Origin of the sequence: Endozoicomonas montiporae CL-33, from assembly GCF_001583435.1 — a bacterium.
GTDB classification, from domain to species: domain Bacteria; phylum Pseudomonadota; class Gammaproteobacteria; order Pseudomonadales; family Endozoicomonadaceae; genus Endozoicomonas_A; species Endozoicomonas_A montiporae.
Window position 1 is genome coordinate 4,642,570 of the sequence record NZ_CP013251.1, and the last position, 25,087, is coordinate 4,667,656.

Genomic DNA, 25,087 nt, shown 5'->3' on the forward strand with positions numbered 1-25,087 from the left:
ATTAAGTCAGAGTGACCGGATACCTACGGATTCTATGTGGTCGGACAGGGTGTCTTCGTGGTCGTTCAGCATGGCTCTGCCCATTGCCTGAATCAGTGCCACTGCCCCGTCTATTTTGCTATCTGGCGCTTCTTTGATTGGCCTGACAATGTCGTCAGAACCGGCAAGGTATTTACCGACGACGTTACCAATACACCAGGTCATGACCGGATTGCCATCGTGGTGGAACCGATTCGAAGCAACGGCAGCTTCCAGTTCTTTCATACCGTCGCTCATGCCAGTGAAGTTCTGTTTGATAATCACCGGGTTCATGTTTTCATCTGCCAGCTGGTGCGCCAGTGCGGTGGCTCCGTGGGGATCGATGGGGCATTCAATAACAGAACCGCACTGGTTCATCTGCATGGCTTCAGCCAGTACGTCACGGTAGTCGATCTCTGCACCTTCAGTGGCAATCAGGCAGCCATCGTTAACAAATGTTTGATAGCGTTCAGCCAAGCTGCGGTTGTCGTTATCAAATACCGTGGCCTCCGGTACAAAGAATTTTGGAGCAATGCAGTAGTAGTGCCGCTGGCCTTCAATATCTCGAGTGAACAGGCTGACCATGGCAGTGAGGTCAAGCCGGGCTGCCATATCAAACGACAGTAGGCGGTCATGACCTTCGAACTGCTCCAGAGACAGCTCTTTGTCTTCGCAAGCTTTCCACTGTTGCAGGTTAAAGAATGCCGTTTTGGCACTGACCCAGACGTTGAGGTGCTTCGTTTTAAAGCGGTTGGTGAATCGTGCGTTGGCAATAGCGCGCTGTTGCTGGGAGATCAGGTAATCCCGATAGACTGAAACGCCCATATTGGGATTGGCTTTTTCCAGCGCTTCCACCTTTGACCAGTCGTCGCCTTCGTCAATGGTGTAGATAATCCCGAACAGTTCATCGTTCTTGCTTTTCGATTTAAGCTGGCTGTAATTCTCCAGTGTCTCCACTACTTCACGGCGTTTGTCGTAACAAGGACCGTCCACGTTAAAACCTGCCGTGGTGATCACCCACATCAATGGCTGCTTACGTGCGCCCATACCAGTGAGCATGGTGGTAAACAGGGAGTCACTGTCGTGCTCGTGATACTCGTCCACAATGGCACAGCTGGGTGAAGCACCGTCGCCCGGGTTGCCGATTACTGGTTCAAAACGGGCATCGTCTGCAGGGCGGTTCAGGTTCTTGGCGTTGACCTCTATACCAAAGTGGGTGAGCAGATCCGGTGACTTCTTACACATCAAGCGTGCAGGCCGGAACACTTCCCATGCCTGTTTCTCGGATGTGGCACCGGAATAGACTTCTGCACCAAACTCGTTATCTGCCGCCAGCATGTAAACACCGACACCGGCAGAGATGGCGCTCTTACCGTTCTTTCTGGGGATCTCGGTATACACTTCACGGAACCGACGCAGTCCGCCTTTCTTGTGTTGCCAGCCAAACACTGACGCAACGATAAATAGCTGCCAGGGCTCGAGCTTGATCAACATCTTTTTAAATGCCCACTCGCCTTTGGTGTGGGGCATCTGTTGAATAAATTTACAGGCTCTTTCTGCTGCGGCTCGGTTGAATTTGTATTTGAAGCCGCGCTCTTTCTCTTTCGCCAGATCGTTCAGGTGACGTTGGCAGGACTGACGCACAAAACGGCAGGCGGAAATATTTCCGGCTACGATGTCACGGGCATATTTATTCGCCTTGTTAACGTTGGGGTTAGGCATCAGAAATCAGAGAAGCGGTTGCCTGAGTCTTGTTTGTTGCCGCCTATGAGTCGTTGACGACTGGCAGGATCAAGGCCAAGCATTGCGCCGAAGGTTGCCATCTGTCGGGCTGATTCATTCAATGCTGTCATGGCTGGATTCTTTTTTAACTTGCCGTCTTCTGCATCCACCATCGTCACGCCTCGCTCTGAAACCTCAGACTGAGACTTCCGCCAGTTGCTGTAGCTGCAACAGAACACTTCAAGGTTATGAATATCAGTGAGGGTCAACACTCTTTCTCGGCAGAGCTCAGGGCAAACCATTTCCCACATCGTCACCGCCAAGTCATCGAACCATTCTGGCGGGTTGATGTTGGTTATCTGGGAGAACTTCGGCTCGTCTGGTTTTACATGCTTGGAGCCTGCCAACTTCTTACGGTTGTTGGACTTGGGCTTGCGACCTCTGCCCGGTCTGACTGCTGTTCCTGTCATAGGGTCAATTTTTTAATTTTGTCCATAAGAAAAAAAGACTGGGGCGGACGGTGTTGCGCACAAGGGCTGTAGGGATTTGCCTACCCCCTCCCTTTTGTCTGCCGCTCTGTGGCGGTTTTATGGTTGTGGCACGGGGTGCAGAGTGTCTGCAAATTAGCGGGGCTGTCGTCGCCTCCCTGTGCCTTAGGTTTGATATGATCCACGACATTTCCTTCTTTGAGGATGCCCTTTCTCTGGCATTCCTGACACAAACAGCAATCTCTTTTTAGAATCTGTTGCCTGAGTTTGCGCCATGCCCAACCGTAACCGCGTCGTGTGTCATTACCCTTTTTCTTTTGCCACTGGTTCCAGCCGCTTTCAGTCTTCTGGTGCTTCTCGCAGTAGCCTGACTTATGGGTAGTAGTTCCCGGGCATAGTGGCTTTCTACAGGCTCGTTTTAATCGTGCGGGCATTACTGACGCTCAATCAACCGATCCAGCTTACTGTTCATCTTGTCGATGCTGGACTTCAATTCCTTCCAGGCTTCTTTATTAGATTCCCAGTTCCGGGTCTGGATCTCCCGAACCTGTTCAATGTCTTTAGCGTTTAAGTCGATACGCCGTTCAATACCTCCACCCCAGACGAACAATGAGGCAATCACCATGATAGTGCTGATGATATGGGTGATACTTACCTTACGATCCAAGTGCCAGTGCTCCATTAGCGTTTACTCCTCGCTCTGATAATTCCCTCTGCTGTACCACCGGCAAAGTAGAAACCAAGGATGATGGCAAATGGTACACCCAATGTGTCGTTGTTCTTGCTGGCCAGCTCTTTGGAGATGTCCAGCACTGTGTTGCTTCTGCAGATCATTTCAGTGGTGCAAGGTTCCATGAAAGCGGCAATGACCATCATGAAAGCGCACACCAGCCAGACCAGCACGTAAGGAATGCCGACAGTGAGTGCCAAGAAGCGCTGAGCCAGTTTGAAGGGTTCGTAAGCCTTGAGCAGGTTGAGGAAATGTCCGGCCTTCTCCTGCTTGGTGAAGATAGCTGCATCGATGCCGTTGTAGATACCATCGGTTGCTTTCTTGATGACATTGTCACTGCCGAACAGTTTGCCCCAGAAGCTCATGATCTAATCCCGTTCAATGTCTTCAGGCCACTCACCAGTTGCCATCATTTTGATTAATCGCCCTGCGCGATTGGGCACCTGCTTAGCCCAACGACTCTCAAGCATTTCTTTGGCAGCCAGACTGAAGTCACGCAGAGCCAGAGCATTGATCATTTTCCGGAACTGCGAAAACTTCGGCCAGCCAAGGTTGAAGCACATATCAACCAGCACAGTCTGACGCACACGATCCAACTGATCCCAGAACAGAAGGTTCCGAATCAATACCTGCCGGCAATCGTAAACATCATTGGCTAACAACTGCTCTGCTTCGTCTCTGGTTATTCCGTTATCTTCGATATTGCGACCATAGCCGATAGTAAGTTTTCCAGCGGTACAGCGATACGGACGCGAGCGAAAGCCTTCGTGATGTCTGATCAGGTCTTCAGCTTTCATGGGTTGGGAGAATGCGGGCATTGTTATTATTTGTGTTGATGCTTATGGAAAAGACCCCAGCCCCAGGGGGAATGGAACCGGGGCTTTCTCACACAGCAGGCAATGGGGGCGGGAGCTGGACTCGAACCAGCGACCTTCGGCTTATGAGACCGATAAGCTGACCATCTGCTCTATCCCGCCATATTTCGGGCAATAAAAAACCCCACGCCATTTCTGGGTGAGGTTTTTGATACTGGTAATTATGTACTTATTTCGATGTCATTTGCAAATCACCCATCAATATCTCTTGGGTCATTTCCATAACTCCACTTATCGCGAATCCGGCCATTGTCACCTCGATGGATACTAAGCTCACCTTTTGAGGATCTTGTGAGCTCACGAGTAGCATCTATCACTTCTTTTTGTGTAGAGCCTGTCACACTGGAACGGGAAGCCCCTTGTCTCTTTCCGCGCCACTTTCCATCTTTTCCACGATATACCGAATAGTCATTATCTGACATTTTTCTTTCTCCTGAGTTAACCGAGTTAGTGGCGAGCCAATCGACTCGCCAAGCTAGGCACTACTTATTACTGTTTTTTTTACGAATCTTCAGTCGAAAAGCTTTCTTGCCACACTGGCTGGCATAGATGCGCTTACCCGTCTTCGGATGCCTGAAGCTTGTGCAATACACAACTTCATAATCATCATCATTTTTCATGATGTGAGTTCCTGTAGTTGTGTGGCGGCCTTTTAACTCAGGAGGGGAGCCAATGATATTTATTGACCCTGTCGCAAAGGGTGCTATCATTTAGCTCAAGAGTGTCCAACTCTGAGTTCCTGAGAAAGATGTGTTTCACCACGTTAATCACATCTTTTTTATACTCAATAAAACGGTTTCAAGGTCGCACTTGAAGCCGTTTTTGCTTTCTTTTTACATGATTTCTATACCTTGTCTCAGCTGCTTCAATAGAAACACCATATTTCTCACACAACTCTTCAGGATTATCACACGACTCCACTGCACTTGATGGAATCAACAACGCTCCTGCAAATTCATCTGCTTGCCATTCAGAGTCTTCAAAGATTTGATGAGCTTGATTTCCGTCCCTAGCAAACTCTGGCGTTACACCTTGATGCAACAATAAGTGGCCTATTTCATGAGCGATAGTAAATCGACCCCGAGGATCACCTTTACAGGCCGCTTCATAAACATCTAACCTTATTTTTATACTGCGATCATCTGGTCGTGTAAGTCCCTCCTGACTCATTTCGTCTTTAGGAGGGTATTCATACTCAACACCGTAGTTGGTGACAAGAAAGTGCTCTAAAACCCTCACAATATCTATTGGACTACTAATAACAGTTGCAATCATTGCTCTAAAGCAAGACGCAATGTCCTCTATTTCTTGTGAACGTCTAGGGGGTACTCTCTGTCCCAACTCACGGAACTTCGTCATGCATGATCCTTCGCTGTTGATTTCAGTGTTTCAATGAATTCCAAGAATTTCTGAGCTTGGTCTTGGTTTAAGTTCATATCCGGCACATCACGAGCAAATGCAGCAACCGCTCTTCTTGTTTCTGTTCCTTTAGTAGAAACATCAAGAAAAAATTCTTGTGTTGACTGATCTGCAGCCTGTTGTAGTGAGAACCTTCCCTCCCTATCAAGGTTCAAAAAGTTGACAACCCTATCAACCAATCCAGGTGTAATGCTCCGCTTCCCTGTTTCGATGGAAGAGAGCAGAGCGGAAGACACATCCAGACCATCAGCCATAACTTTTAGGGTCATGTCTTGCTCGATCCTGTGCTTTCGAACTTCTTTTCCAAAAGGGGTCAGCATAGTTTTCTCCGCCGCGTTCTTTACTTTTTATTATTTTTTTATGTAATAAATCTTAAAAATAAATTTCATCGTTAAATCTGTTCACATCGACAGGTATATAGTTGCACAGCGAAAAAACATAAGCAACAGCTATAAGAAATAATTTCACAATGCTGTGAAATTGCACTATCAAGGTGTGATATTTAGTATCGTAATGGGTGAACACTAAGCTGCAAGTACTATTGTCGCTACAGGCACCAAAGCCTCCCGATCCAACTCATTACAAACGTCTGTCGTCCAGTTCATCCACCAGCGATAATCACGCTCAAAGTTTTCCGCAGGTACACCAAACTTCTCACACATATCCCGTCGAGACAGAAACGGCTTTAGGCCGTGACCATAAACCCGGACACGATAGTTATACACAGAGGCAATCACCACATCCTTAATATGCCGACGTGTTTTCGGACGAACCTTCTCATCAATCGCATCTTCCACCAGCTCATCCAGCCAACGCCAAAGCTCAGCCGAAAAACGATCACCCAGACGCAAAGCATTCTCAATCCGGTCAGCTTGTTGCTCTAGTCTTTCAGCCTTCAACCGCAACTGGTCTTCATCCAGTTCCAATAATTCGTTTAAGCGTTTGATGTTCTTGCAGCGTTTAATTCGGGCTTCGAGTGTATAGGCAAGCTCTTCCAGTCGTTCTTGCTCATTACGCAAGGCAACGACCTTTTGTCGATCATCTGTAAAATCCAGCAGGGATTGATTAGAACTATTTTCTAGCTGACCTAGTGGGGAATAACACCAATAGCACCAGCTCTTCAAATGAGCAGGCAACTTTTCAACAACAGCAATGATTTTACCCGCCTCCGCACCATCACTGATCAGCCGATTGGCATCTAGCTTTACCGAGCGGTCTTCCTGATAAAATCCAACAGGTTGAAACTGTCCCAGCATCTCAGCGCGCCTCTTTTCATCGCGGGCTTCATCATCGTGATGTTTCCGGTGAGCCTTTCGCAAGTAGCCGCTAAAGTCAGGTTCCCGTAGCGCATCAGTTAACTTAACTTCAAAGCCCTTGCTTTTGAGGTGAATGAAATACGCCTCATGAATCGCCTGCCGTGCTGAATAAAATCTCATCCCTTTCCCCGATCCCTTTAATGACGACGCTCATAGTCATTCAGTCGCTGCAACTGCTTCCGGACACCTTCTGAGTACTCCTTAAACTTCCGCTTTTCTTCTCTTAGCCGGATCAAAAGCTGCCTGATAATTTCCCGTTTGGGTAATGCCTCGCCAGTTTCTGCATCCACCAGCCCCAAACCATCACACTGGGCGCATTCGCTAACAGTGCCGAGCATTGCCCTGACCATCCCTTCGTCACAATCCTGATAGCTGCACTTTTTCAGCAGCCGTTTCTGGATGCCGTCCTTGCCACGCTGAATCAATACGGCACCTCATCCGCCATCAGGTAATCCGTGATTGCTTTCTTGGCTTCTGCCACTCCCTTGCAAACGACTGCCAGATAACCCGCTTTATTCAAACGCTCTAACCATTCTTTTTGTTCTGGTTTAACACTGGAGTCATAAGGCTTAGCCGCTTTAAATTCGATGAACAAGGCAGGCCACTGCCCATTGGAAAGCGCGACCATGATGTCAGGCACACCACGCTTCACACCTTCACGCTTCATCTTTGCGCCAGCCTTACCGCTACGTTGCCCACCATTGGGGATGTGAAAGGTGTGCTTGTATACGTCAGGGTGGGTAAATCTAAGCCAATCGAAAAAAAGCTTTTGTTGTGAGCCTTCACGATCAACAGCCGGTTTCCTGAACTTCTTGGCAATGGCTTTTTTGTAAGCCTGTGGATCTGCATTAATCGCCATGTTCAAGCCTCCACCAGCGACCGATCAATACAAAAAGTTTGCTTCCATGACTGCATTAACAGCTGGTTGATCAGTGATGGAGCTGGCACAGGGTCAGACGTCAATCTTTTAGACATTGAAGCTCCAGACTTTGCGCTCTCTACTATCCTGCTAACTGTCGTCCAGTGCAGTTGCATTTGTCTTGAGATTTCCACTTTTGACAATTTCTCAACCGTGAACAGATGCACAATGTGTTTACGCTGAGCCTCAGTCAAAGACTTACGCTTTTGGTTTAAGCCTAACCTCTTCCGATAGTTACTCACCGTGGCTCTGTTGACTGATAACAACCAGGCAACGCCATCAACTGACCGATCCGGATTCTCCGTGAACAAACGCTTTGCTTCATTGAAGAGGTATTCATTTCTACTTGGAATACCCAGAGCACGCCGAAAGGTAGTTACTGTCGTTTCAGAGACACCCACCATGGCAGCCACCTGATTGTTGAACATGCCCGGATTGTCTTTTAACATCCTTTCCACCTGCTTTAGTTTTTCTTGATCTCTGTTTGACATACTCACCCCTCCGCCATTGCCATCATCAACACAAAAATCAAACCCCAGAAGATGGCGCCACCCAGTAATGCCCACCCCAAACCATTACCGCTTGAATCATTCATGAGCTCAGCCCCATCCGCTTTTTGAATTCTGCATAGCCACCAGCAGGATTAATCCCTTGTGCCTTCATGGCGTCCCGCTGTTTCCGATCGTTGTACTGCGCTGATCGTTCTGCCGGATTTACAGGCTTTTTGTTACTGTCGCTTTCCAACAGAGCCTGAGCAGTCTGTAATGACTTGCCATCCATCACCCGGCCTGCCAGATAACGATAATGACGCTCAAAGGTATCTTTCAGACTTTGACGACGCTTGTCCGACACTGCTCCCATGATTTCAAACCAGCCTGTACGCTTACCTGCAACTCTGACCGCCTCATGGCTCCACCGATGTTTATCAACATGATGACAATGCTGTTCCGCTTCCTCCCAAGCTTGTTCTGTATTTGGCATTCCGTAATCTTCAGGCTTTGGCTGGCACAGAGCGGCAATCAGTGGAATATTGACCCAGAGATAATCCTGATCTTTCGCCACCAGCAACGCCTTCAGCTTATCGACACCACGGTCAATGTCGGTTTTGCCCAGATTCATCACCTGTCCAGCCCACTCTGCCTTGGAGAGTTTTACGTCCTCATCACTGGGAAACTGGGATTTAAACTTTGAGCCGTACACCGCCTGAACCCGTCCATAGAAATAATTCACCGCCTGACGCTGGGTTTTATCCAGCTCATCACCACGTAGCGTCGAGGTCGAAGTCTGCTTCGGTGAAGGGTCTGGACATTGCCGAGCCTGAATGTTGACCTGAGCCTTTTCGATGGCCGTTTCCATGAGCGTTCCCTCTCTGTTGTTCTAATTCCCGTTTCAAACTGGTCTGTATGAATTTCTGTTGCCAAAGACGTTGAGTGTTAATTTCGCTGGGATTGGACTCCATCCGGTAGGTGCGAAATTCCACAAGCGCCTGCTCGATACGTTCACCCTGTTCGCTGTCCAGTGTCGTCAGGTCTAGGCCGAGTGTTTTTGCCTGGTCCGTGAAGGTGTGATCCGGCTGCCAGTCGGAATACATGGCGAATTTGCGGCTAGCGGGTAAGTCAGGCTGAGACTGGTTAACAGGGTGAGCATCCACGCTGCCACCAAAGCGCTGATCAAACGATGCCAGCGATTCAGCCTCGCGCGCGTTATGTGTGTGTGATGTGTTAATAACGGAAGAAACGGATGTATGCCCTTCCTCTTTGCCCTTCCTTTGTCCTTCCTCTTGCCCCTGCTCTTGCCTCTGCTCTTGCCCTTCCTCTTGCCCTTCATATGATTCAATCCTTTGTTTTATAAGGGTTTCTGCTTGCCCTTCCTCTCGCCCTTCCTCTTGCCCTTCCTCTTGCCCCTGCTCCTGCCCTTCCTCTTTGCCCTTCCTTTGCCCTTCCTCATTTGGACGGTTTAAATCTGAAGTAGCCAAAGGAAGACGGAAAACCATGTAATCCATTTTGAAAGGCTTTGGCATACGCTCAATCAGGCCAACCCGCTCAAGCTCCGCCAAATAGCCCCTGATCATTTTGGGCTTAGGATTAAAAGGGTCTTTGGTTGAACCTCTTGGTCGAGAAATACTGAGGTACTCCATAAAGTGTTTCATGTCCACCCGTCGTTTAGCCGTACCTACCAAGCCGGTCTTATAATCCATATGACGACGGAGACAGAGAACATAAAGAGTGCGTGCTTCATGAGTCAGATACTCATCTTCAAAGGCTTCATATTCACGCCTGTTCATACCCACCTCCTCGTTTCCGCCTGGCTACGCTCCTGTTTCAGTTCCAGCTGTTGCCGGATCTCAATTTCCCGAAGGTGCTGCCCCAGACGAACCAGCCCCTTACCTGTCACCATGGTTTTTCTGTACTCGGTTCTACCTTCGTCTGGATGATTAAACGACTTCAGCCGTACCGTAAAAAAACCCTGGTCGATATAACGCTGATAAGGCAGGTTACGATCAGAGGGCTGCTTGGAACCCATCATCAGATAACCGTATTCCCGCAGAAAATGAAAAAGCCGTTGCGAACCTGTACCAAGTAGCTTTGCAGCTTCCTGAACAGACACTTCCTGATCACTGGCAGTCACCGAATCATGGAATTCAACCTTGGGGCGATCCTGTTCAATCTGGTGTTGTTGCTGCTCAATCTGCCGGTTTTTACTATCCAGCTGCTTCTGTGCCACCAGCACGGCCTTAGCCAGAAAGTCACTGTCATTCTCTGGCTCTGCCGGTACAGGTTTCAATTTGCCCTTTCTATAATCAATAAAGGTTTGATTGACCTGCAGCTGAAACGACGGGCTGATCCACCCTGCATAAGAAATGGCAAGCAACTCATGGGCAAAAGTGCCAGGCGTCACACCGCCTTTTACAGAATTGACCGGCGCACAACCTAAGTGGGAATTCCCGCTTAGCTCGTCCACCAGCTCCTGAACCTGTTTTGAGCGCAACCACTCACTAGGCTTTTTACTATCAATGGCACCAGAAGCATGATGCAGGGCATTCAGATTAAACCGCCCCTGATCGTCCTGGTGAATAGTGATACCGGCAATCACCGGCATGTACGATACGTCCATACTGATTCCCCCTCAGCTGGATGTTTTATTATGGTGCTAGCTGGCACTTCGAACGGCTGATTTCCAGCTGTAGAGAATGCTGATTGCCTTTTTCAACGAAAAGCAAAAACACGCTTTTTGAATTTGGCCTCCCTCGGGCTTGAGCGGATTAAAAAGCCATGAAAGCGCGATAGAATCATCAATCGTTCCTGCGAGGAACTCTGCCTTTACATGGTCGAGTGTTATGACGGGCTCTTCTGTTTGCATGCTGGTGGCTCCTTACCAGTGGCTATTTATTGTTGTGAAGGTCGTAATCGCTCACCACGTCGATAGCCGCAATATCACCGTTTGTAAGGCGCTCTATAGTTTTTGCATGCTTTACCGGTATGACCCCCTTCCATTGGGAAATAGACGGTTGTCTCACTCCCAGTGCTACCGCTATGCGCTCCTGCGTCCGGAAATAGGCTAAAAGTTTTTTATAAGTATTCATAAGGACAAGCTATAGTGTGCTTTTATACAAAATGCACACTTTTATAAAAAAATGCAATCACTTTATAAGCACACTGAAATGCCCACCCAATTAAAAATAGAATTTGTAGTATGAGAACAACACTGCAAGAGCGAGTCAGGCTCGCGAGAAAATCAGCAAAAGACCGGTTACAGCTTGAGCACGCTATCACTCAGGCTGATCTAGCCGAAGAGTGCGGAATAACCCGCAACTCTATATGGAAAATAGAAGTCGGCGAAACAGATAACCCAAGGTCGAAAACACTCCATAAAATTGCGGACACTCTGAGAGTTAACGTTGAATGGCTAATGCACGGAAAGGGCGTCATGGATTCTGAGTCGCCAGCGTTTGACTCAAAAACTGTACAGCAAAATTTAGCGAACAGTATGCTGAAAGGAAAACTTGCCAGTGAAAACAAAAACCAGGTGCTTAATAACCAAACCGTTGTACTGATGTCTTGTAATCCTGACAGCAATAAAGACTGGATGGTTATTATCCCGAGCATCAGCGCTGAAACACTTCCAGCCGACCTTGCCCCTAGCATTGACACCGCACACGCCAGCAAAGAAACAATTGTTCAGTCTGACGTACTGGTCACCATCACCAATACAGATGACGTCAAAGTATTTCTGCTAAACATCCTCGCTTAAAACACCATTTACCTGCAAAGTTTCACATTGCCATACACATATGGAGCTTTTGCTTTTCACGTTCTTTTTTATACTTATAAATCAAGAAATTATAAAAAGTACTCAGCAAAAGCATACCTTAAAGCACACTTTATATTGCTTTTATCTCTTGATAAGTTTACTTTATATCTAAACACAGGAGGCTACCCATGACAGAAGAACAAAAAGCCATCATCCACCGCGCCATCGCCCACGTCACCATCAGCGCAAAATCCGTCGAGCGAATGGCAGGCAATAAGGACTACAGCGAAACAACGTACCAGTGGTGCATTAATCAGGCAGCACAGGACCACCAACTGATCAAAGACCTCGAAAGCCTGCTGACCCCTTAATAAAAACAACCCATAAGAACAATAAGGCGACACCATGCAAGCCATAAGAATAAAAGACACAAACCAGCTGGTGGCCGTACAGAAGTTAAGAACCCAACTGGCAGAGCATGACCAGAACAAAAGACAGAACACAGGCGTTATTCGTCGCCTGGTCAGACTGCTAACCACTCAGGGAACGGGGATCGTTATGAATGGGAGCCTGCAAAAATGCCTGCATTGTGGCCGTACGGGTCAGGAGAAAATCCCCGTGTGCTGCCGGCACTGCAAGCCCTTCGGTCGTTCAGGCAGAAGCTGAGCTGCTGAAGTGGCTGGATGAGTTAGACGAGAAAGAAAAACAAATCGCCCTACAACGGGCTCAAAGAATCTGGAGATAAAAATGAAAGAGTTGCAGCAAATCATCAACAACAAGATTGAAGACATGATTGCTAATGGGGATATCAAAGTCGTTATTGAAAATAATATTCAGAAGGCAGTAAACGAGGCTATTTCCAATCAGTTTCGCTCTTACGGCTCCCTTACCAAACAGCTTGAAAAAGAACTGGAAGAAGGGCTTCAGATTAGCCTGAAAGATATCTCATTTGAAACCTATAACCAACAAATGCTGGTAGCAGTTAAGCAAAAAATGGGCGCTGTTTTTGCGTCTGAAGCATCTTCTAAATTCATGACAGAAATGGATGAATTGTTGAAGCCTGCCCCTAAAGAAATATCAATTAATGAGCTTGTCGAAGTCATTGCAGAAAGCTGGAAAACTGACGAGCCATGGAATTCTGATGACCTGGATGACAGGGCGTCAGTCGAATTGGTTGATCATGACTGGAGTCATAATAGCTACACCTTAAAAATGTGGAAGAAAAAAGAGCCATCTTCTCTATATAGCTCACGCTCCAAAATCTCAGACCTTGATCTGTTTATCTCTGACGGCAAAATCAGAATCAGCCATAGACATTCCTATAACCCCACCTGTTTTAGTGAACATGAAGCCTTTGTATTCAAACTGTACGCCGCAGGAACCAAACTGACGGGGCTGGAAAATTTCGACCCTGACGAATGCGATCTGACCCTGAAGGAAGGTGAAGACTACTGATAGATCAATACTAAAAAAAATATGGAGAAAAGTATGGACTCTGCAAAACACTTAATGGTTGATGTTGAAGCTGCCGGTAAAAACCCCAGTGCTGCACTGCTAAGCATTGGTGCAGTCTTCTTTGATCCAGCCACTGGCGGTATGGATGAAAGTTTTTACGCTCCCATCAAGCTTTCCAGCTCGCAGTATTACGGCGGGGACATTGATGCATCAACCGTTGAGTGGTGGATGCAGCAAAGCGACGCTGCCCGCGCCGTCTTTAGTGACGAGAACCGCTCCAGTCTGAAATACGTGCTGGAAGAATTCAGCAAGTTTATCAAGGTCTGTGCCGGTGACCATGATGTTTATGTCTGGGGGAATGGTCCTGCTTACGACAATGCCATTTTATCCCATGCCTTCCATAAAACATGGGTCAAGCAGCCTTGGTCATTCAGCAAAGATACCTGTGTACGCACCATGGTCATGCTCGGGCGAGAGTTGGGTATTGATCCCAAAAACGAACTACCAAGGGAAGGTGAACACCATAACGCTCTGGATGATGCGATTCATCAGGCGCGGTACGTGAGCCTTATCTGGCAGAAGCTGTTTGCAGTTCATCAGTAAAAAATGAAGTAAAACAAAAATAACAGGAATAGCCATTATGAAAGCATCAAGCTTGCTGTTTAAAAATCTGATCTTCTACCGCTTCACTCAGCCATTCACCCTGAATGCCATGGAGCTGCAAGACCGACTCAGGTCTAAAAAGTTTCGCCCCTGCGGTACTCAAGATATGACCTCCTATGGCTGGGTACCAGCACTCAGCAAACGATCCACCGCCCTGGTTCACGAAAACAACCACTGTCTGCTGATCTGTGCCGCCAGTGAAGAAAAGCTGCTGCCTGCCTCTGTCATTAATGATGCCCTGGAAGAACGGATTGAACGGATCGAGCAGGAACAGGACCGGCAGGTATTCAGCAAAGAACGCCGAACCATAAAAGACGACATCATTATGGAGTTGCTGCCCAAAGCGTTCACAAAGCAGAAGTTCACCAGAGCCTACATCGATAAGACGGAAGGCTGGCTGGTGGTCAATGCCTCCAGTTTCAGGCAGGCTGAAGACCTGACCAGCTACCTGCGCCACACCCTTGGCAGCCTGCCTGTTGTAACGCCTGCTCTCAAAGAGTCGCCCAATGCGGTTATGACCCAGTGGCTGAGTAGCCGCCTGTTGCCCAAAGGGTTTGCCCTCTGTTACGACTGCGAACTGATTGATCCCGGTGAAGACGGCGGCAAGATCATCGCCCGTAACGAAGAGCTGAACACCGATGCCATCCACCAGCATTTAGACGAGGGCAAAGCGGTGAGCAAGCTGGCGATTGACTGGCGGGAAACCCTGCACGGTTATTTAACCGACGACGTACGATTCCAGCGGCTGAAATTCTCAGACCTTTTCCATGAGCAGATTGATGCTCAAAGTCTGGAAGGTCTGGAACAACAACTGGATGCTGACTTCATTGCAATGTCTGGCACATTACGCCACTTCCTGAAAGAGCTAGTGAAAGCACTGGGGGGAATGCCGTCATGAGCAACATCATTCATTTTCGCCCGGCTGAAGAACATAAAATCCGTTTCGAGAAGCGAATGGAAAAAGCTATCCAAATGGCTATTGAGGTAGTACACGGCTCAGGTGTTGTAGTGAACAACGTCGTTTACACCATCGATGATGTGGTGACTTACCTGACGACTGATCAGGAAAACCGTGAAGAGCTGGTCAGCCTGTTAACGTCACTGCTGAACGCTAAATTCGGTGATGAGGTGGACAACGGCGTCAGACGTTTAAACCGGTTCCTGATTAACGGTACAAGAGAGCTGGCATTTCAGCTTGCAGGCGACGCCCTGAAAGCACCACTGGGTAAAGGCGCGTGAGTAGCTGTTTAATTAATGACTATTCATGGGGCGTTGACGGGTATGGCCGTCAGCACATCTGCCTGAACAGCGGCATGGTTGTACTGCTCTGTGTGATACCGGGCTGTTCACCACTGGAATGCATTGACCTGCTACTGGAACAACAGAAGAACAATAAGAATGAACAGAAAAAAGAAGCAGAACGAGATACCTGCAGAACAGCGGTCAGTGTCGCTGATGGCTCAGCAGCAGAAAGACCTGAAGCGGAAGGTCACAGAGTTTCTGGCAGCAGGCAAGCATATAACGTTTGTGCCGTTTGGGGTGTCGGGGGTGGGTAGATAACGCAGAGCTAACCAGCCGCCGCCGGAGGCGGTCGGGTGGAGGTGCGCAGCACCGGAACGAACTGGAAGCATTTGTTATGTGCTTTGGCACGATGCCTGAAAATTAACGGAAAAATAATTATGTTTGATCTTGATCTGGAATCCGTTGAAGAAGCCTCTATCAATGAAGATGCTGCAAAAATCATTATGCAGCTTGAAGCATGGTTTGAATCTCGAACCGACAAACTTCAGGAAATTGCCAGAAGTCAGCCCGATACAGTGAAAATCAATGACTTTGAAAACAGCAACCCTGATTTTATCAATGGTTTTAAAGCTGGACTCGTTGCAGCAGTGGAAGTTATGAGAAAGTTTCCTGTAAACGTGGAGTAGCAGGAGGCACATAACGCCGTTTTCAGAGGCGTGCCGTAGGCGCGTCCGCTGGAAAACATGGTTAGGTGTAGCCATTGCACGAAATTGGAGAATAAAAATGATTGATGAACAAACTGACCGACTTTCAAAACTGGAAACTGAAGCAGAGCGAGCTGCTTACCTGCTGTCTATTGGTGTCACAGCAAAGATTACTATTGAAGATTTGACTCCTGTGTATCGTGCCGTTGTAGGTTCAATGCAGCTTTCTATTACTAGCGACTCAGAGGAAGAAGCGATACGAAAGGGAACCGAATGGTTAAAGCAAAAAGCTGATCCAACCACATATCGGAGATGCTGATTTCAGCGACATAACGCTGTGGGTTCAGCCGCCGCCGGAGGCGGTTGGATGGAACCCCTGGTTAGTTGGCGTTTTGCAGAGGACTACCAAAAAAGGACAAACGAATGCTCTCTGATATAAGAATACCTCGTTGCCCTGAATGCCACGCTGATAAAATGTTTCATCGTTGTGTTAGTCACGTTCAGGAAAGGGCAGGATTTAAAAAAAATGGTTGGTACTGCGAGCATTGTAATGCTGGGCCTTATCAACTGGGAACAATGACAGAAGCAAAAGCAGCTAAAACTGCCAAAGCCCTTTTAAAGAAAGCGTCGGGTGGAACTCAAGTATGAAGGATTTCTTTAAAACTCCGCTGGCTTCAATGGTTGCTTTCTTCCTGATCGGTTGCCTGATGATGTCTGGAATGAAAGCTGTGGAGTGGTTAATACCAGCTCCAGAAAGGACTGTAAATTTGCTGGTTTGTGTTGCTGATACTGATGGAGTCATCGGCCACTGCAAACCCTTCACTAACTACATTGCTGATTCAGCGAACTAACCCTTAGTAGCGGGACAGGTACGGAATCCACGCAAACCCCGTTATTTTCTGTACTCGTCCGCATAATCACGAAACAAGAGCAAAATCCGGACGTGTCCGCTTTTTCTCATTAACAACCGTACGAACAAAAATCGGCACATTAAGCCGAGGGGATGCTTTGTACCATGAAAAAACAAACCCACAATCAACAGGCGTCCGTCTTCGAAGGCTTCTCCAAACGCCTGCAAATGACCGAGGCTATAGAACTGACCAAACAATCACTACAGGCTCATGGTGAAAGCCACCAGCATTGGGGAATCGCCTGGAGCGGTGGTAAAGACAGCTCAGCCACCCTCACCCTGATTATCTGGATGATTGAATCCGGCATGGTCAAAGCCCCTGAAAAGCTGACTGTCTTCTATGCCGACACCCGCATGGAACTGCCGCCCCTGTCCTTAGCCGCCTACCAGATCATCGACGAACTGGAAGAGCGAGACATTGACGTCAACATCGTCATGGCTCCCATGGACAAACGCTTTATGGTCTACATGCTGGGCCGTGGTGTTCCCCCACCTAATAACAACACCCTGCGCTGGTGTACCCGCCAGATCAAAATAGACCCGATGCAGGACGCATTAGCCGAAGCCCTGTCCACCAGCGACTATGACGGCAACATATTAATGATTACTGGTGTTCGACAGGGTGAAAGCGCCATCCGTGACCAGCGCATCCTCATGAGCTGCGGCAGGGACGGCGCTGAATGCGGACAAGGCTGGTATCAGGAATTACTGCCCAACGCCAAAAGCATTCGCGGCAGAGTCGCGACTCTTGCCCCTCTGCTTCATTGGCGAGTCTGCCATATCTGGGAATGGCTCAAACACTGGGCGCCACAGGCTGAGTTTGGTGACTGGTCAACCGCTGCCATTGCTGATGCCTACGGTGGTGACGAAGCTGAAGAGCTGAGCGCAAGAACCGGCTGTGTCGGCTGCCCACTGGCACAGGAAGACAAGGCATTGGATACCGTGATTGGAATGCCTCACTGGTCGTACCTGGCACCACTGAAAATGCTGCGCCCACTCTATCGGGAACTGAGAAAGCCACACAACCGGCTGCGCAAACCCGGCACCGACCGCAACAAAGACGGAACGCTGGAAACCAACCCGCAACGAATGGGACCACTGACCCTTGAGGCCAGACAGGACGCCCTTAACCACATTCTTGATATTCAGAACGCCGTCAACCGTGTAGCCATTGATCGTGGTCGACCCACCATCAGCCTGATCAACCCCGAAGAAGAAACCCGGATCAGAGAACTGATCGCCGCCAAAACATGGCCGAACAAATGGCGGGGTGACGAGCCCAGAGCAGATGAAGCTATGGATTTGATACTGGCTGAAGGTGTGGTTCAGCCGTTGTTGGTTTGAAAGCAATCAAAGGACTAAATCAAATGAAAAAGACAGATCGGAAAGCCATAAAAAAGGAAATCGCACCTGCTGCCCTTTCTTCAGAAGAAGCTGCTCTTTATCTGGGCTTAAGCAAGTGCGATCTGGATCAGTCAAGAATCAGCGGAGACCTCTCAGGCCTGATACCTCCGAGATTTATTCGTATCGGTCGAAGAGTTCGATACCGGATGTCAGACCTGGAACAGTGGCTTAACAGTCATGATAACTTTACGACTTTGGCTGAAGAGTCTTCATCCTGAAAAGCCATCTGCTCCAGCTTGGCAACAGCATCAACTTTCAGTTGGTTTGAGGTGTGCAGGTATATCTGCGTGGTCTTGATGTCTGAGTGGCCCATAAGATCACGCAAGGTTTCCAGATCGACGCCCCGTTGTGCCAGACGGGTACCAAAAGTATGTCGAAGATCGTGAAAGCGGAAGTTTTCTAAATCAGCTGACTCCATCAGACTCTTCCAGGCATTCTTAATATTGTCAAACCGTTTGCCCGTATTCGGGTTAGCAAATACCAGATCGCCACGCTCCAGCTTGTTCTGCTCAACCCACTGCTTCAGTACAGAGTAAGCCTCTTTATTCAGGGGGATGTGTCTTGACTCACCTGATTTCGCACCGCCACCAGCAACAGTCAACACCCTGGCAGAAAAATCAACATCCCTGACCTTCAGGTTGAATACCTCACCACGGCGGATACCTGTATGCAGAGTCACAAGCGTCATCGGCTTCAGATAGTCAGCAAATTTCAGTTTTGTTAAATCAGGCTTTAGAGGCTTACGTCTCTGCAGCAACCATTTGTTGTACCGGGTTCGTTTTGCCCTTAGTTCCTGCTCCCTGTCTCCCAGTGCCTTTCTGAGTCGAATTTCTTCTTCAGCAGACAGGTAACGAACCTTTTTCTTTTTATCAACCTTATTACCTTTAACACCTTCAAGAGGATGTTTTGTCAGAAGTCCCGCTTTAACAGCTTTGGTAAGAACACCGCGTAATGATTCAAGTATTCGATTACAACCAGCGGCTTCTCCTTTATAAGCCTTTTTCCATTTCTCTATTTTCCACGCCGTGATTTCACTCATATCTTTTTCAAGATATTCAGAGAAGTGATTCTTTACGGTTGGAATAACATCATTGGCTGTTTTCTTACTGGTGACCTCCTTGTATTCACCATCAAGGAATATTTCCAATGTGGCATTTTTTGATCGAGCCACCTCGATCCGTGCGGCTTCCTTTTCTGCAATTGGGTCTTTCCCAAGCGCAACTTCACCTGCCATTGACTGTGCCACTTCTCTGGCCTGGACAACAGTCAGATCACCATAGCGACCAATAGATGCTTTTCTCTTTTGTCCGGTTGATTTAACCCGGTAGGAATAATAAAAGAACTTGCCACTCGCCCGCAGGCGTACATGAAACCCCCGAACATCCGTATCCCAAAGTTCATCGTCTTTCAGGTTCTTAACCACTGTTTCCGTAAGCTTTTTCTTTGCCATGACATCCCCCACCAGCCACTGCTTTCATCAGTATAACTTATCTTTTTTACGGGGGGACACTGGGGGGACACGAAAAACAAAATCAGTTACAAACCAATACCAACGTATCCGGATCAAATAACCCCTTTATTACCAGTATTTTCAGTGGTTTATATCCTGTTTTGTTGTGACTAGTGGTATTTAAAATACAAGATACCTTCCATTCGTAATGCGAAGGTTGGGGGTTCGATTCCTCTCGTCGGCACCATTACCCCGCCATTTTTTATCTGAAAAGATCCTCTTTCTTTCTGGACGACATAACCCTTCTTTAGCTCCTTAAAGCCTAATCTGAATAGGTTATGTATTGGCTGTTCTTATCCTGCATAGTTTAGAAGATTAATAGCTGATGTTACGCACCTTAAACGAAGGAATCAGGGCTACAGAGCAATGACCTCGTTCGGAAACCTTGATGATTCGTAGAGGGTGCGTAACTCCAGTTAATAGTTTAAAAAAATAACAAAAAGAGACCTGCAAACATGATCGGTATTGGACAGTTTTGCATTAACGTCAGTGACCTTGAACAGTCAGTGACGTTTTATACACAAGTGCTTGGACTCAAAGTGGAACACAGGATTGAATTACCGGGATTAACTGAAGCGGTACTGGTAGGCGACGACGGAGCAGCACGCATCCAACTGGCTCAACAGCTTGAGCAAGACGCGCCTATTGAGCACAGCAATGGCTTCTGGAAGCTCTACCTCAATACAGACGACTCTGACACTCCCCGCCCGTCGCTTCGCTTTGGGCGAGGGTTCTTGAATCGCTCCAAGAACCTTCCTGCTTCAACACGCCTTCCCTAGATTGCAGCTAGGCTGCAATCCCCGTTCCAGTCGCTCCACAGGCTAACCCCGCCAGTCCGGCGGTTTTTATATTCTGTGCTGCATTAATATCTCTATCGTGATGGGTTTTGCACTCGGGGCAATCCCATTCACGTATAGACAACGGCAGACTTTCATTAACGAATCCACAGCTTGAGCAACGCTTTGAGCTTGGAAAGAATCGGTCTATTTCAGAAACAGTACGATCAGCCCATTCGGCTTTGTACTGTAGCTGCCGGACAAACTCTCCCCAATTAGCATCAGCTATATGCTTTGCCAGCTTTGGATTTTTGATCATGTTCTTCACTGCGAGGTTTTCAACACAAACAACTTGGTTCTCGTTTATGAGTTTGCGGGATGCTTTATGGGTAGCATCCATCCGGCAATCGGCTATTTTCGCATGAAGACGAGCAACCTTGAGCTTTGCTTTTGCCCTGTTACTGCTGCCTTTCTGCTTTTTCGTCAGTTCACGCTGAAGGTAGGCGAGCTTTCGCTCGTAGCGTTTGGTATGCCTTGGATTACCGGATTTTTCACCATTGGAAGTGATGAACAGATCAATTAAACCTAAATCAATACCCACGGTATTCTTACTGATAGGCATTGGTTTAGCTTCAAACTCACACAGCATGGATACAAAGTACCGTCCGGCTCTGTCCTTGCTGATAGTGATACTGGAAGGCTCTGAAGGTAGTTCTCTACTCCAGCGGATATTAAGGGATTCTTTGCTCTTGGCAATGAATAGCTGTCCATCTTTTACGCTGAACGCAGCTTTGGTTAAGCGGATACTCTGCCTTGCGTTTCTTTTCTTGAACTTGGGGTATTTGGTTCTACCTGCCCAGAAATTCTTGAAGGCTTCCTGCTGATCTCTGAGAGTCTGTTGAAGTATCACACTGGAAACATCTTTCAGAAACGGAAATTCAGCCTTGAGCGACACAAGCCGCTTTTCAACTTGTGAGTGAGAGACACTGCTTCCGTCTTTGTAATATGCGTCAGTACGAAATCGGAGAGTATTGTTGTAGACGAATCGAGCGCAACCAAACGACTGAGCAAGTAGTTGTTCCTGCTCAGGTGTCGGATAGAATCGTTCTTTATAGGCTCGCTTCGTCTTCATGCGAAACATTTTACAGGAAGAATCAAATTTCGTAAAGTCGGATAATTTCAATCAGTCCTGCGGACTGACCACTTGTATCACCGCCCGATTGGGCGATGCTTTACGTGGAATTTGGTAAAGATCTGTATAAAAAAGCCATCGACAGCGGCATTGAGTCCGTGTCGGAACCCCAGGTACTCGAAGAGTGGAACGTCACCATTGCGTTCATCAAGGATCCTGACGGCTATGTCATTGAACTGATGGAAAAGCACCCTGTAGCAGCCTAAGTCTTGCCAGGAAATCAGTACCCGGCCGGATAAGCATTTCACCGCACATCTGATCGGGTCTGATTTCAGGTAAAACGCCTAATGACTGTCCCCCAGAGACAGCAGCGTTGCATTACCACCAACCGCTGTCGTATTAATGGTTCGGGTTCTTTCTGTTGCAAACCGGTAAAGATAGTGCGGCCCACCCGCTTTTGGCCCGGTTCCTGATAACCCCTGACCACCAAAAGGCTGTACCCCAACCACAGCACCAATCTGATTACGGTTGATGTAAGTGTTGCCGACTCTCAGCCGCTGTTCAATATAACCGGCTGTCGCTTCGTTACGGGTATGTATCCCAAGGGTCAAACCATAACCCGTGTCGTTAATCTCATTCAGAATGCGCTCAAGTTCAGACGACTGGTAACGTATGACATGCAGAATCGGGCCGAATTGTTCTCTCTCAAGCTGCGCGATGCTCTTGATTTCAAATGCTACAGGCGCTACGAAGTAGCCCTTTTCACAACCATCGGATAAAGGCGTCTCGGCAATCAGTCTGGCTTCCTTCTTCATTCTTTTCACATGACTTTCAAGACCTGTCAACGCATCCGCATCAATCACAGGCCCTACATCCGTTTCGTGCCGTGACGGGTCACCTACCTGCAACTCTTCCATCGCCCCTTTAAGAAGCTGAATCACCCGATCGGCAACATCATCCTGAATATATAATATCCGTAAAGCTGAACATCGCTGGCCAGCGCTGCCAAATGCCGAGTGAATGACATCCTGTACCACCTGTTCAGGCAGTGCTGTTGAATCCACCAGCATGGTATTCATCCCTCCGGTCTCGGCAATTAAAGGCACAATAGCGCCCTCACGGTTAGCCAGAGTCTGGTTGATACGCTGTGCCGTGTCAGTCGATCCGGTAAAGGCAACCCCCGCAATCCGCGAGTCTGCCACCAGACGATGACCAACGGTTGCTCCGTCACCCGGCAACAGTTGAACAACCTCTCCCGGAACACCGGCTTCCAACATAAGTTCCGTTGCTCTGGCAGCGATCAGACCCGTCTGTTCTGCCGGTTTGGCAATCACCGTATTGCCTGCGACCAGAGCTGCGACTATCTGTCCAAGGAAAATCGCCAGAGGGAAATTCCACGGGCTGATGCAGACAAAAACACCGCGTCCGGTGAGATACAACTCATTCGACTCACCCGTAGGCCCAGTCAGCACCATAGGGTCAGCAAACTGTTTTCGAGCCTGCACGGCATAGTACCGACAGAAATCTACCGCTTCACGGATCTCATCAATGGCATCGTGGATGGTTTTTCCGGCTTCCCGATGGCAAAGTGCAACCAGCTCGTCGCGATGTATTTCCAGAAGGTCCGCCAGCCGCTCCAGGCAGGCCGAGCGCGCACTGACATCCGTACAGCGCCAATCATCAAAGGCATTCACCGCTTTATTCAGTGCCTGATCAACTTCTGCACTGCCCGCCCAGTGAATCGCTCCAACCATTTCCTGCTGTCGATACGGACTTAATACTTTGGTCACTGCAGCGGCTTCCAATGACTGTCCGCCAATGACCGGCCCTTTCTTCCACTGTCGTGTCATGTGTTGCAGCACACCTTCCGAGAAGGTCGTCCACTCATGCTCAATATCGATATTGGTGCCTCTGGAGTTCACTCGCTCACTGCCAAAAACAGCTTCAGGCAGAGGAATACAATCATTCGCCAGAATCTTATACTGCTGGAGTCGTTCAACCGGATGATGTACAAGATCTTCCACAGGTGTTTTGGCATCCACCAGCCGGTGTACAAACGAAGAGTTAGCGCCGTTTTCCAGCAAGCGCCTGACCAGATAGGGCAACAGGTCTTTATGACTGCCTACGGGCGCGTAGATTCGTACATTCAGCAATTCCTGCTGCATCACCGTGTTGTAAAGCGCATCGCCCATCCCGTGCAGTCGTTGGAATTCGTAAGTCTTTTTACTGCCAGCCATACACAAAATGGCGGCAACGGTATGCGCGTTGTGGCTGGCGAATTGTGGAAACAGCAGCGGCTGAACAAAGTCCTGAAGAAGGAAACGGGCACAGGCTAAATAGGCAACATCCGTCGCTTCTTTGCGGGTATAAACGGGATAACCATCCAGACCATTTTGCTGAGAGAATTTTATTTCGCTGTCCCAGTAAGCGCCTTTTACTAACCGTACCGGGATTTGATCCCCCTGCTCACTGGCCAACCCTGCCAGCCAGACCAGCACCGGCAAAGCCCGCTTTCCATAGGCCTGAACCACCAGACCAAAATTTCCCCAGCCTGCACACTCGGGATGTCTGTACAGCTTTTCAAACAGTTCAAGGGAAAGCTCCAACCGATCCTGTTCTTCTGCATCAATGGTAATCCCGACGTCCAGCATCCGGGCAGCCTTTATCAGCTCCAGCACACTGCTGAACAGTTCGGTCATGACTCTTTTCTTCTGAGACACCTCGTAACGGGGGTGCAGAGCTGATAATTTGATTGAAATGGTCGGGCGTGGACGCTTTGACTGGGTAGATTGCTTTCCGACTGTGTTGATAGCAGAAAGGTACCCGGCATGATAGCTGGCAGCATCTTTAGCAGTAAGGGCGGCTTCGCCCAACATGTCAAACGAGTAGGTATAGCCCTGCTCCATGGCTTTGCGACCATTCTTCAGGGCTTCGGTGATGGTTCGCCCGAGAACAAAATGCCTGCCCATGATTTTCATTGCCTGATGAACAGCCTGACGAATGACAGGCTCACCCATTTTATTCACAAGGCGATTGATGACACCGGTTGGGGAACCATCTTCATTACGATCAAGGCTGACGACTTTACCGGTCAGCATTAACCCCCAGGTAGAAGCATTCACCAGCAACGATTCACTCTGACTCAGATGACTGTTCCAGTCAGCCACACTGAGCTTGTCTTTAATCAGCGCGTCAGCCGTTTCGGAATCGGGTATTCGCATCAGCGCCTCGGCCAGACACATCAGTAAAATACCTTCTCTGGTGTCCAGACTGTACTGCAACAGCAAAGCATCAATCATATGAATAGCGTCATCGCGCTCACGGACTTTGTCTACCAGACCGGTTGCCCGTTGCGAAACCGATCGGAGTTCCTGTGCCGTAGGCTGAACTTCGGTCAGCAGCTCCGCCAGCCAGCCAGATTCATCAATACAGTAGTGAGGGGAAATGTGTTGCCACAGTTGGGCCGGGGTTGAAGCAATAATATCGGGGATAAATGCATCGCAAGCTTTGAGCATATTCTTATCTCTCACCTGTTAGAAGCCGGGAAATCCTT

Annotated in this window: 38 protein-coding genes, 1 tRNA gene and 1 pseudogene; 17 read left to right on the forward strand and 23 right to left on the reverse strand. The window is 48.4% G+C overall.

The genetic code is table 11. The features are described from left to right. Positions 1-6: 6 nt before the first annotated feature. From EZMO1_RS21365 to EZMO1_RS28325, 20 genes are all read right to left on the reverse strand, one after another. Positions 7-1,740 (reverse strand): terminase large subunit, encoded by a 1,734-nt coding sequence (locus EZMO1_RS21365; RefSeq protein ID WP_034878230.1) that lies wholly within the window; start codon positions 1,738-1,740, stop codon positions 7-9. After that, positions 1,740-2,210, reverse strand: a complete 471-nt coding sequence (locus EZMO1_RS21370; protein ID WP_034878232.1) for a phage terminase small subunit P27 family — start codon at positions 2,208-2,210, stop codon at positions 1,740-1,742. Before EZMO1_RS21370 ends, EZMO1_RS21365 begins: the two co-directional genes overlap by 1 nt. 80 nt (positions 2,211-2,290) lie before the next feature. Beyond that, positions 2,291-2,662: an HNH endonuclease gene (locus EZMO1_RS21375; RefSeq protein ID WP_034878233.1), complete on the reverse strand. Its 372-nt coding sequence runs from the start codon at positions 2,660-2,662 to the stop codon at positions 2,291-2,293. After that, positions 2,662-2,910: a hypothetical protein gene (locus EZMO1_RS21380; RefSeq protein WP_034878235.1), complete on the reverse strand. Its 249-nt coding sequence runs from the start codon at positions 2,908-2,910 to the stop codon at positions 2,662-2,664. The genes EZMO1_RS21375 and EZMO1_RS21380 overlap by 1 nt, the downstream gene beginning before the upstream one ends. After that, on the reverse strand, positions 2,910-3,323 hold the full coding sequence (locus EZMO1_RS21385) for a hypothetical protein (protein WP_051790468.1): 414 nt from the start codon (positions 3,321-3,323) through the stop codon (positions 2,910-2,912). The genes EZMO1_RS21380 and EZMO1_RS21385 overlap by 1 nt, the downstream gene beginning before the upstream one ends. A gap of 3 nt (positions 3,324-3,326) precedes the next feature. Then, positions 3,327-3,755, reverse strand: coding sequence for a glycoside hydrolase family protein (locus EZMO1_RS21390; RefSeq protein WP_034878797.1), 429 nt, complete (start codon positions 3,753-3,755; stop codon positions 3,327-3,329). Positions 3,756-3,858: 103 nt separating this feature from the next. Next, positions 3,859-3,935, reverse strand: a tRNA-Met gene (locus tag EZMO1_RS21395). A gap of 89 nt (positions 3,936-4,024) precedes the next feature. Beyond that, complete coding sequence (locus EZMO1_RS25920; protein WP_082212292.1) at positions 4,025-4,255, reverse strand: DUF2188 domain-containing protein; 231 nt, start codon at positions 4,253-4,255, stop codon at positions 4,025-4,027. Positions 4,256-4,315: 60 nt separating this feature from the next. Then, positions 4,316-4,453, reverse strand: a complete 138-nt coding sequence (locus EZMO1_RS27050) for a hypothetical protein (protein ID WP_160174104.1) — start codon at positions 4,451-4,453, stop codon at positions 4,316-4,318. A 178-nt stretch (positions 4,454-4,631) separates the two neighbouring features. Next, complete coding sequence (locus EZMO1_RS21400) at positions 4,632-5,108, reverse strand: ImmA/IrrE family metallo-endopeptidase (RefSeq protein WP_034878799.1); 477 nt, start codon at positions 5,106-5,108, stop codon at positions 4,632-4,634. Positions 5,109-5,188: 80 nt separating this feature from the next. Beyond that, a complete protein-coding gene (locus EZMO1_RS21405; RefSeq protein ID WP_051790471.1) occupies positions 5,189-5,572 on the reverse strand; it encodes a helix-turn-helix domain-containing protein in 384 nt (127 codons plus the stop codon). Between the two features lie 204 nt (positions 5,573-5,776). Next, the gene (locus tag EZMO1_RS21410; protein ID WP_034878237.1) at positions 5,777-6,688 is read right to left on the reverse strand and encodes a hypothetical protein; all 912 of its coding nucleotides are present in this window, start codon (positions 6,686-6,688) and stop codon (positions 5,777-5,779) included. Positions 6,689-6,705: 17 nt separating this feature from the next. Continuing rightward, positions 6,706-6,993, reverse strand: a complete 288-nt coding sequence (locus tag EZMO1_RS21415; RefSeq protein WP_034878238.1) for a hypothetical protein — start codon at positions 6,991-6,993, stop codon at positions 6,706-6,708. Further along, a complete protein-coding gene (locus EZMO1_RS21420; protein WP_051790473.1) occupies positions 6,990-7,427 on the reverse strand; it encodes a VRR-NUC domain-containing protein in 438 nt (145 codons plus the stop codon). The genes EZMO1_RS21415 and EZMO1_RS21420 overlap by 4 nt, the downstream gene beginning before the upstream one ends. A 2-nt stretch (positions 7,428-7,429) precedes the next feature. Then, the gene (locus tag EZMO1_RS21425) at positions 7,430-7,978 is read right to left on the reverse strand and encodes a helix-turn-helix domain-containing protein (protein WP_034878239.1); all 549 of its coding nucleotides are present in this window, start codon (positions 7,976-7,978) and stop codon (positions 7,430-7,432) included. 100 nt (positions 7,979-8,078) lie between these two features. Then, complete coding sequence (locus EZMO1_RS21430) at positions 8,079-8,843, reverse strand: replication protein P (RefSeq protein WP_145912692.1); 765 nt, start codon at positions 8,841-8,843, stop codon at positions 8,079-8,081. After that, positions 8,746-9,771, reverse strand: coding sequence for a DnaT-like ssDNA-binding domain-containing protein (locus tag EZMO1_RS27055; RefSeq protein ID WP_034878242.1), 1,026 nt, complete (start codon positions 9,769-9,771; stop codon positions 8,746-8,748). The genes EZMO1_RS21430 and EZMO1_RS27055 overlap by 98 nt, the downstream gene beginning before the upstream one ends. Beyond that, complete coding sequence (locus EZMO1_RS21440) at positions 9,768-10,601, reverse strand: phage antirepressor KilAC domain-containing protein (RefSeq protein WP_082212293.1); 834 nt, start codon at positions 10,599-10,601, stop codon at positions 9,768-9,770. Before EZMO1_RS21440 ends, EZMO1_RS27055 begins: the two co-directional genes overlap by 4 nt. Before the next feature lie 36 nt (positions 10,602-10,637). Beyond that, positions 10,638-10,847, reverse strand: a complete 210-nt coding sequence (locus EZMO1_RS21445) for a hypothetical protein (protein ID WP_034878244.1) — start codon at positions 10,845-10,847, stop codon at positions 10,638-10,640. A 22-nt stretch (positions 10,848-10,869) separates the two neighbouring features. After that, a complete protein-coding gene (locus tag EZMO1_RS28325) occupies positions 10,870-11,070 on the reverse strand; it encodes a Cro/CI family transcriptional regulator (protein WP_034878247.1) in 201 nt (66 codons plus the stop codon). Between the two features lie 110 nt (positions 11,071-11,180). Here EZMO1_RS28325 and EZMO1_RS28330 point away from each other — a divergent pair. The 15 genes and pseudogenes from EZMO1_RS28330 to EZMO1_RS25930 all read left to right on the forward strand — a co-directional run. Further along, positions 11,181-11,354, forward strand: a pseudogene (locus EZMO1_RS28330) (helix-turn-helix transcriptional regulator); the annotation flags it as partial. Between the two features lie 120 nt (positions 11,355-11,474). Then, positions 11,475-11,738, forward strand: a complete 264-nt coding sequence (locus EZMO1_RS27710; RefSeq protein WP_244886714.1) for a hypothetical protein — start codon at positions 11,475-11,477, stop codon at positions 11,736-11,738. 188 nt (positions 11,739-11,926) lie between these two features. Next, positions 11,927-12,109, forward strand: a complete 183-nt coding sequence (locus EZMO1_RS21460) for a hypothetical protein (RefSeq protein ID WP_034878250.1) — start codon at positions 11,927-11,929, stop codon at positions 12,107-12,109. A 34-nt stretch (positions 12,110-12,143) separates the two neighbouring features. After that, entirely contained in the window at positions 12,144-12,404 is a 261-nt protein-coding gene (locus EZMO1_RS26350) for a hypothetical protein (protein ID WP_145912693.1), read from the forward strand. 81 nt (positions 12,405-12,485) lie between these two features. Next, a complete protein-coding gene (locus EZMO1_RS21470; RefSeq protein WP_034878258.1) occupies positions 12,486-13,193 on the forward strand; it encodes a hypothetical protein in 708 nt (235 codons plus the stop codon). A gap of 33 nt (positions 13,194-13,226) precedes the next feature. Beyond that, a complete protein-coding gene (locus tag EZMO1_RS21475; RefSeq protein ID WP_034878260.1) occupies positions 13,227-13,796 on the forward strand; it encodes a 3'-5' exonuclease in 570 nt (189 codons plus the stop codon). A 37-nt stretch (positions 13,797-13,833) separates the two neighbouring features. After that, positions 13,834-14,754 (forward strand): recombination-associated protein RdgC, encoded by a 921-nt coding sequence (gene rdgC, locus EZMO1_RS21480; RefSeq protein WP_082212295.1) that lies wholly within the window; start codon positions 13,834-13,836, stop codon positions 14,752-14,754. Beyond that, positions 14,751-15,095 carry a hypothetical protein gene (locus EZMO1_RS21485; protein ID WP_034878262.1) on the forward strand — a complete coding sequence of 115 codons (345 nt, stop codon included), beginning with the start codon at positions 14,751-14,753 and terminating at the stop codon, positions 15,093-15,095. Before rdgC ends, EZMO1_RS21485 begins: the two co-directional genes overlap by 4 nt. Continuing rightward, positions 15,092-15,412, forward strand: a complete 321-nt coding sequence (locus tag EZMO1_RS21490; protein ID WP_034878264.1) for a hypothetical protein — start codon at positions 15,092-15,094, stop codon at positions 15,410-15,412. Before EZMO1_RS21485 ends, EZMO1_RS21490 begins: the two co-directional genes overlap by 4 nt. Positions 15,413-15,535: 123 nt before the next feature. Beyond that, a complete protein-coding gene (locus tag EZMO1_RS21495; RefSeq protein ID WP_034878265.1) occupies positions 15,536-15,784 on the forward strand; it encodes a hypothetical protein in 249 nt (82 codons plus the stop codon). Positions 15,785-15,881: 97 nt separating this feature from the next. Further along, entirely contained in the window at positions 15,882-16,121 is a 240-nt protein-coding gene (locus EZMO1_RS21500) for a hypothetical protein (protein ID WP_034878266.1), read from the forward strand. A gap of 104 nt (positions 16,122-16,225) precedes the next feature. Then, positions 16,226-16,450, forward strand: coding sequence for a hypothetical protein (locus EZMO1_RS21505; RefSeq protein ID WP_034878267.1), 225 nt, complete (start codon positions 16,226-16,228; stop codon positions 16,448-16,450). Continuing rightward, positions 16,447-16,653 carry a hypothetical protein gene (locus tag EZMO1_RS21510; RefSeq protein ID WP_034878269.1) on the forward strand — a complete coding sequence of 69 codons (207 nt, stop codon included), beginning with the start codon at positions 16,447-16,449 and terminating at the stop codon, positions 16,651-16,653. Before EZMO1_RS21505 ends, EZMO1_RS21510 begins: the two co-directional genes overlap by 4 nt. 164 nt (positions 16,654-16,817) lie before the next feature. Next, positions 16,818-18,056: a phosphoadenosine phosphosulfate reductase domain-containing protein gene (locus EZMO1_RS21515; protein ID WP_034878271.1), complete on the forward strand. Its 1,239-nt coding sequence runs from the start codon at positions 16,818-16,820 to the stop codon at positions 18,054-18,056. A 23-nt stretch (positions 18,057-18,079) separates the two neighbouring features. Further along, a complete protein-coding gene (locus tag EZMO1_RS25930) occupies positions 18,080-18,334 on the forward strand; it encodes a helix-turn-helix domain-containing protein (protein ID WP_034878272.1) in 255 nt (84 codons plus the stop codon). On the opposite strand, the gene EZMO1_RS21520 is transcribed toward EZMO1_RS25930, so the two are convergent. Continuing rightward, positions 18,292-19,566 carry a site-specific integrase gene (locus tag EZMO1_RS21520; RefSeq protein ID WP_051790476.1) on the reverse strand — a complete coding sequence of 425 codons (1,275 nt, stop codon included), beginning with the start codon at positions 19,564-19,566 and terminating at the stop codon, positions 18,292-18,294. The genes EZMO1_RS25930 and EZMO1_RS21520 overlap by 43 nt on opposite strands. Before the next feature lie 515 nt (positions 19,567-20,081). Between EZMO1_RS21520 and EZMO1_RS21525 the strand changes: the two genes are divergently transcribed. Further along, a complete protein-coding gene (locus EZMO1_RS21525; RefSeq protein ID WP_034878274.1) occupies positions 20,082-20,405 on the forward strand; it encodes a VOC family protein in 324 nt (107 codons plus the stop codon). A gap of 7 nt (positions 20,406-20,412) precedes the next feature. Here the strand turns inward: EZMO1_RS21525 and EZMO1_RS21530 are convergent, their stop codons facing one another. Next, a complete protein-coding gene (locus EZMO1_RS21530) occupies positions 20,413-21,534 on the reverse strand; it encodes an RNA-guided endonuclease InsQ/TnpB family protein (RefSeq protein ID WP_034878814.1) in 1,122 nt (373 codons plus the stop codon). 95 nt (positions 21,535-21,629) lie between these two features. On the opposite strand from EZMO1_RS21530, the gene EZMO1_RS27060 reads away from it, so the two are divergent. After that, positions 21,630-21,800 carry a VOC family protein gene (locus EZMO1_RS27060; RefSeq protein ID WP_160174105.1) on the forward strand — a complete coding sequence of 57 codons (171 nt, stop codon included), beginning with the start codon at positions 21,630-21,632 and terminating at the stop codon, positions 21,798-21,800. 78 nt (positions 21,801-21,878) lie between these two features. Here the strand turns inward: EZMO1_RS27060 and putA are convergent, their stop codons facing one another. Continuing rightward, the gene (putA, locus tag EZMO1_RS21535) at positions 21,879-25,049 is read right to left on the reverse strand and encodes a bifunctional proline dehydrogenase/L-glutamate gamma-semialdehyde dehydrogenase PutA (RefSeq protein ID WP_034878276.1); all 3,171 of its coding nucleotides are present in this window, start codon (positions 25,047-25,049) and stop codon (positions 21,879-21,881) included. Positions 25,050-25,087: the final 38 nt, after the last annotated feature.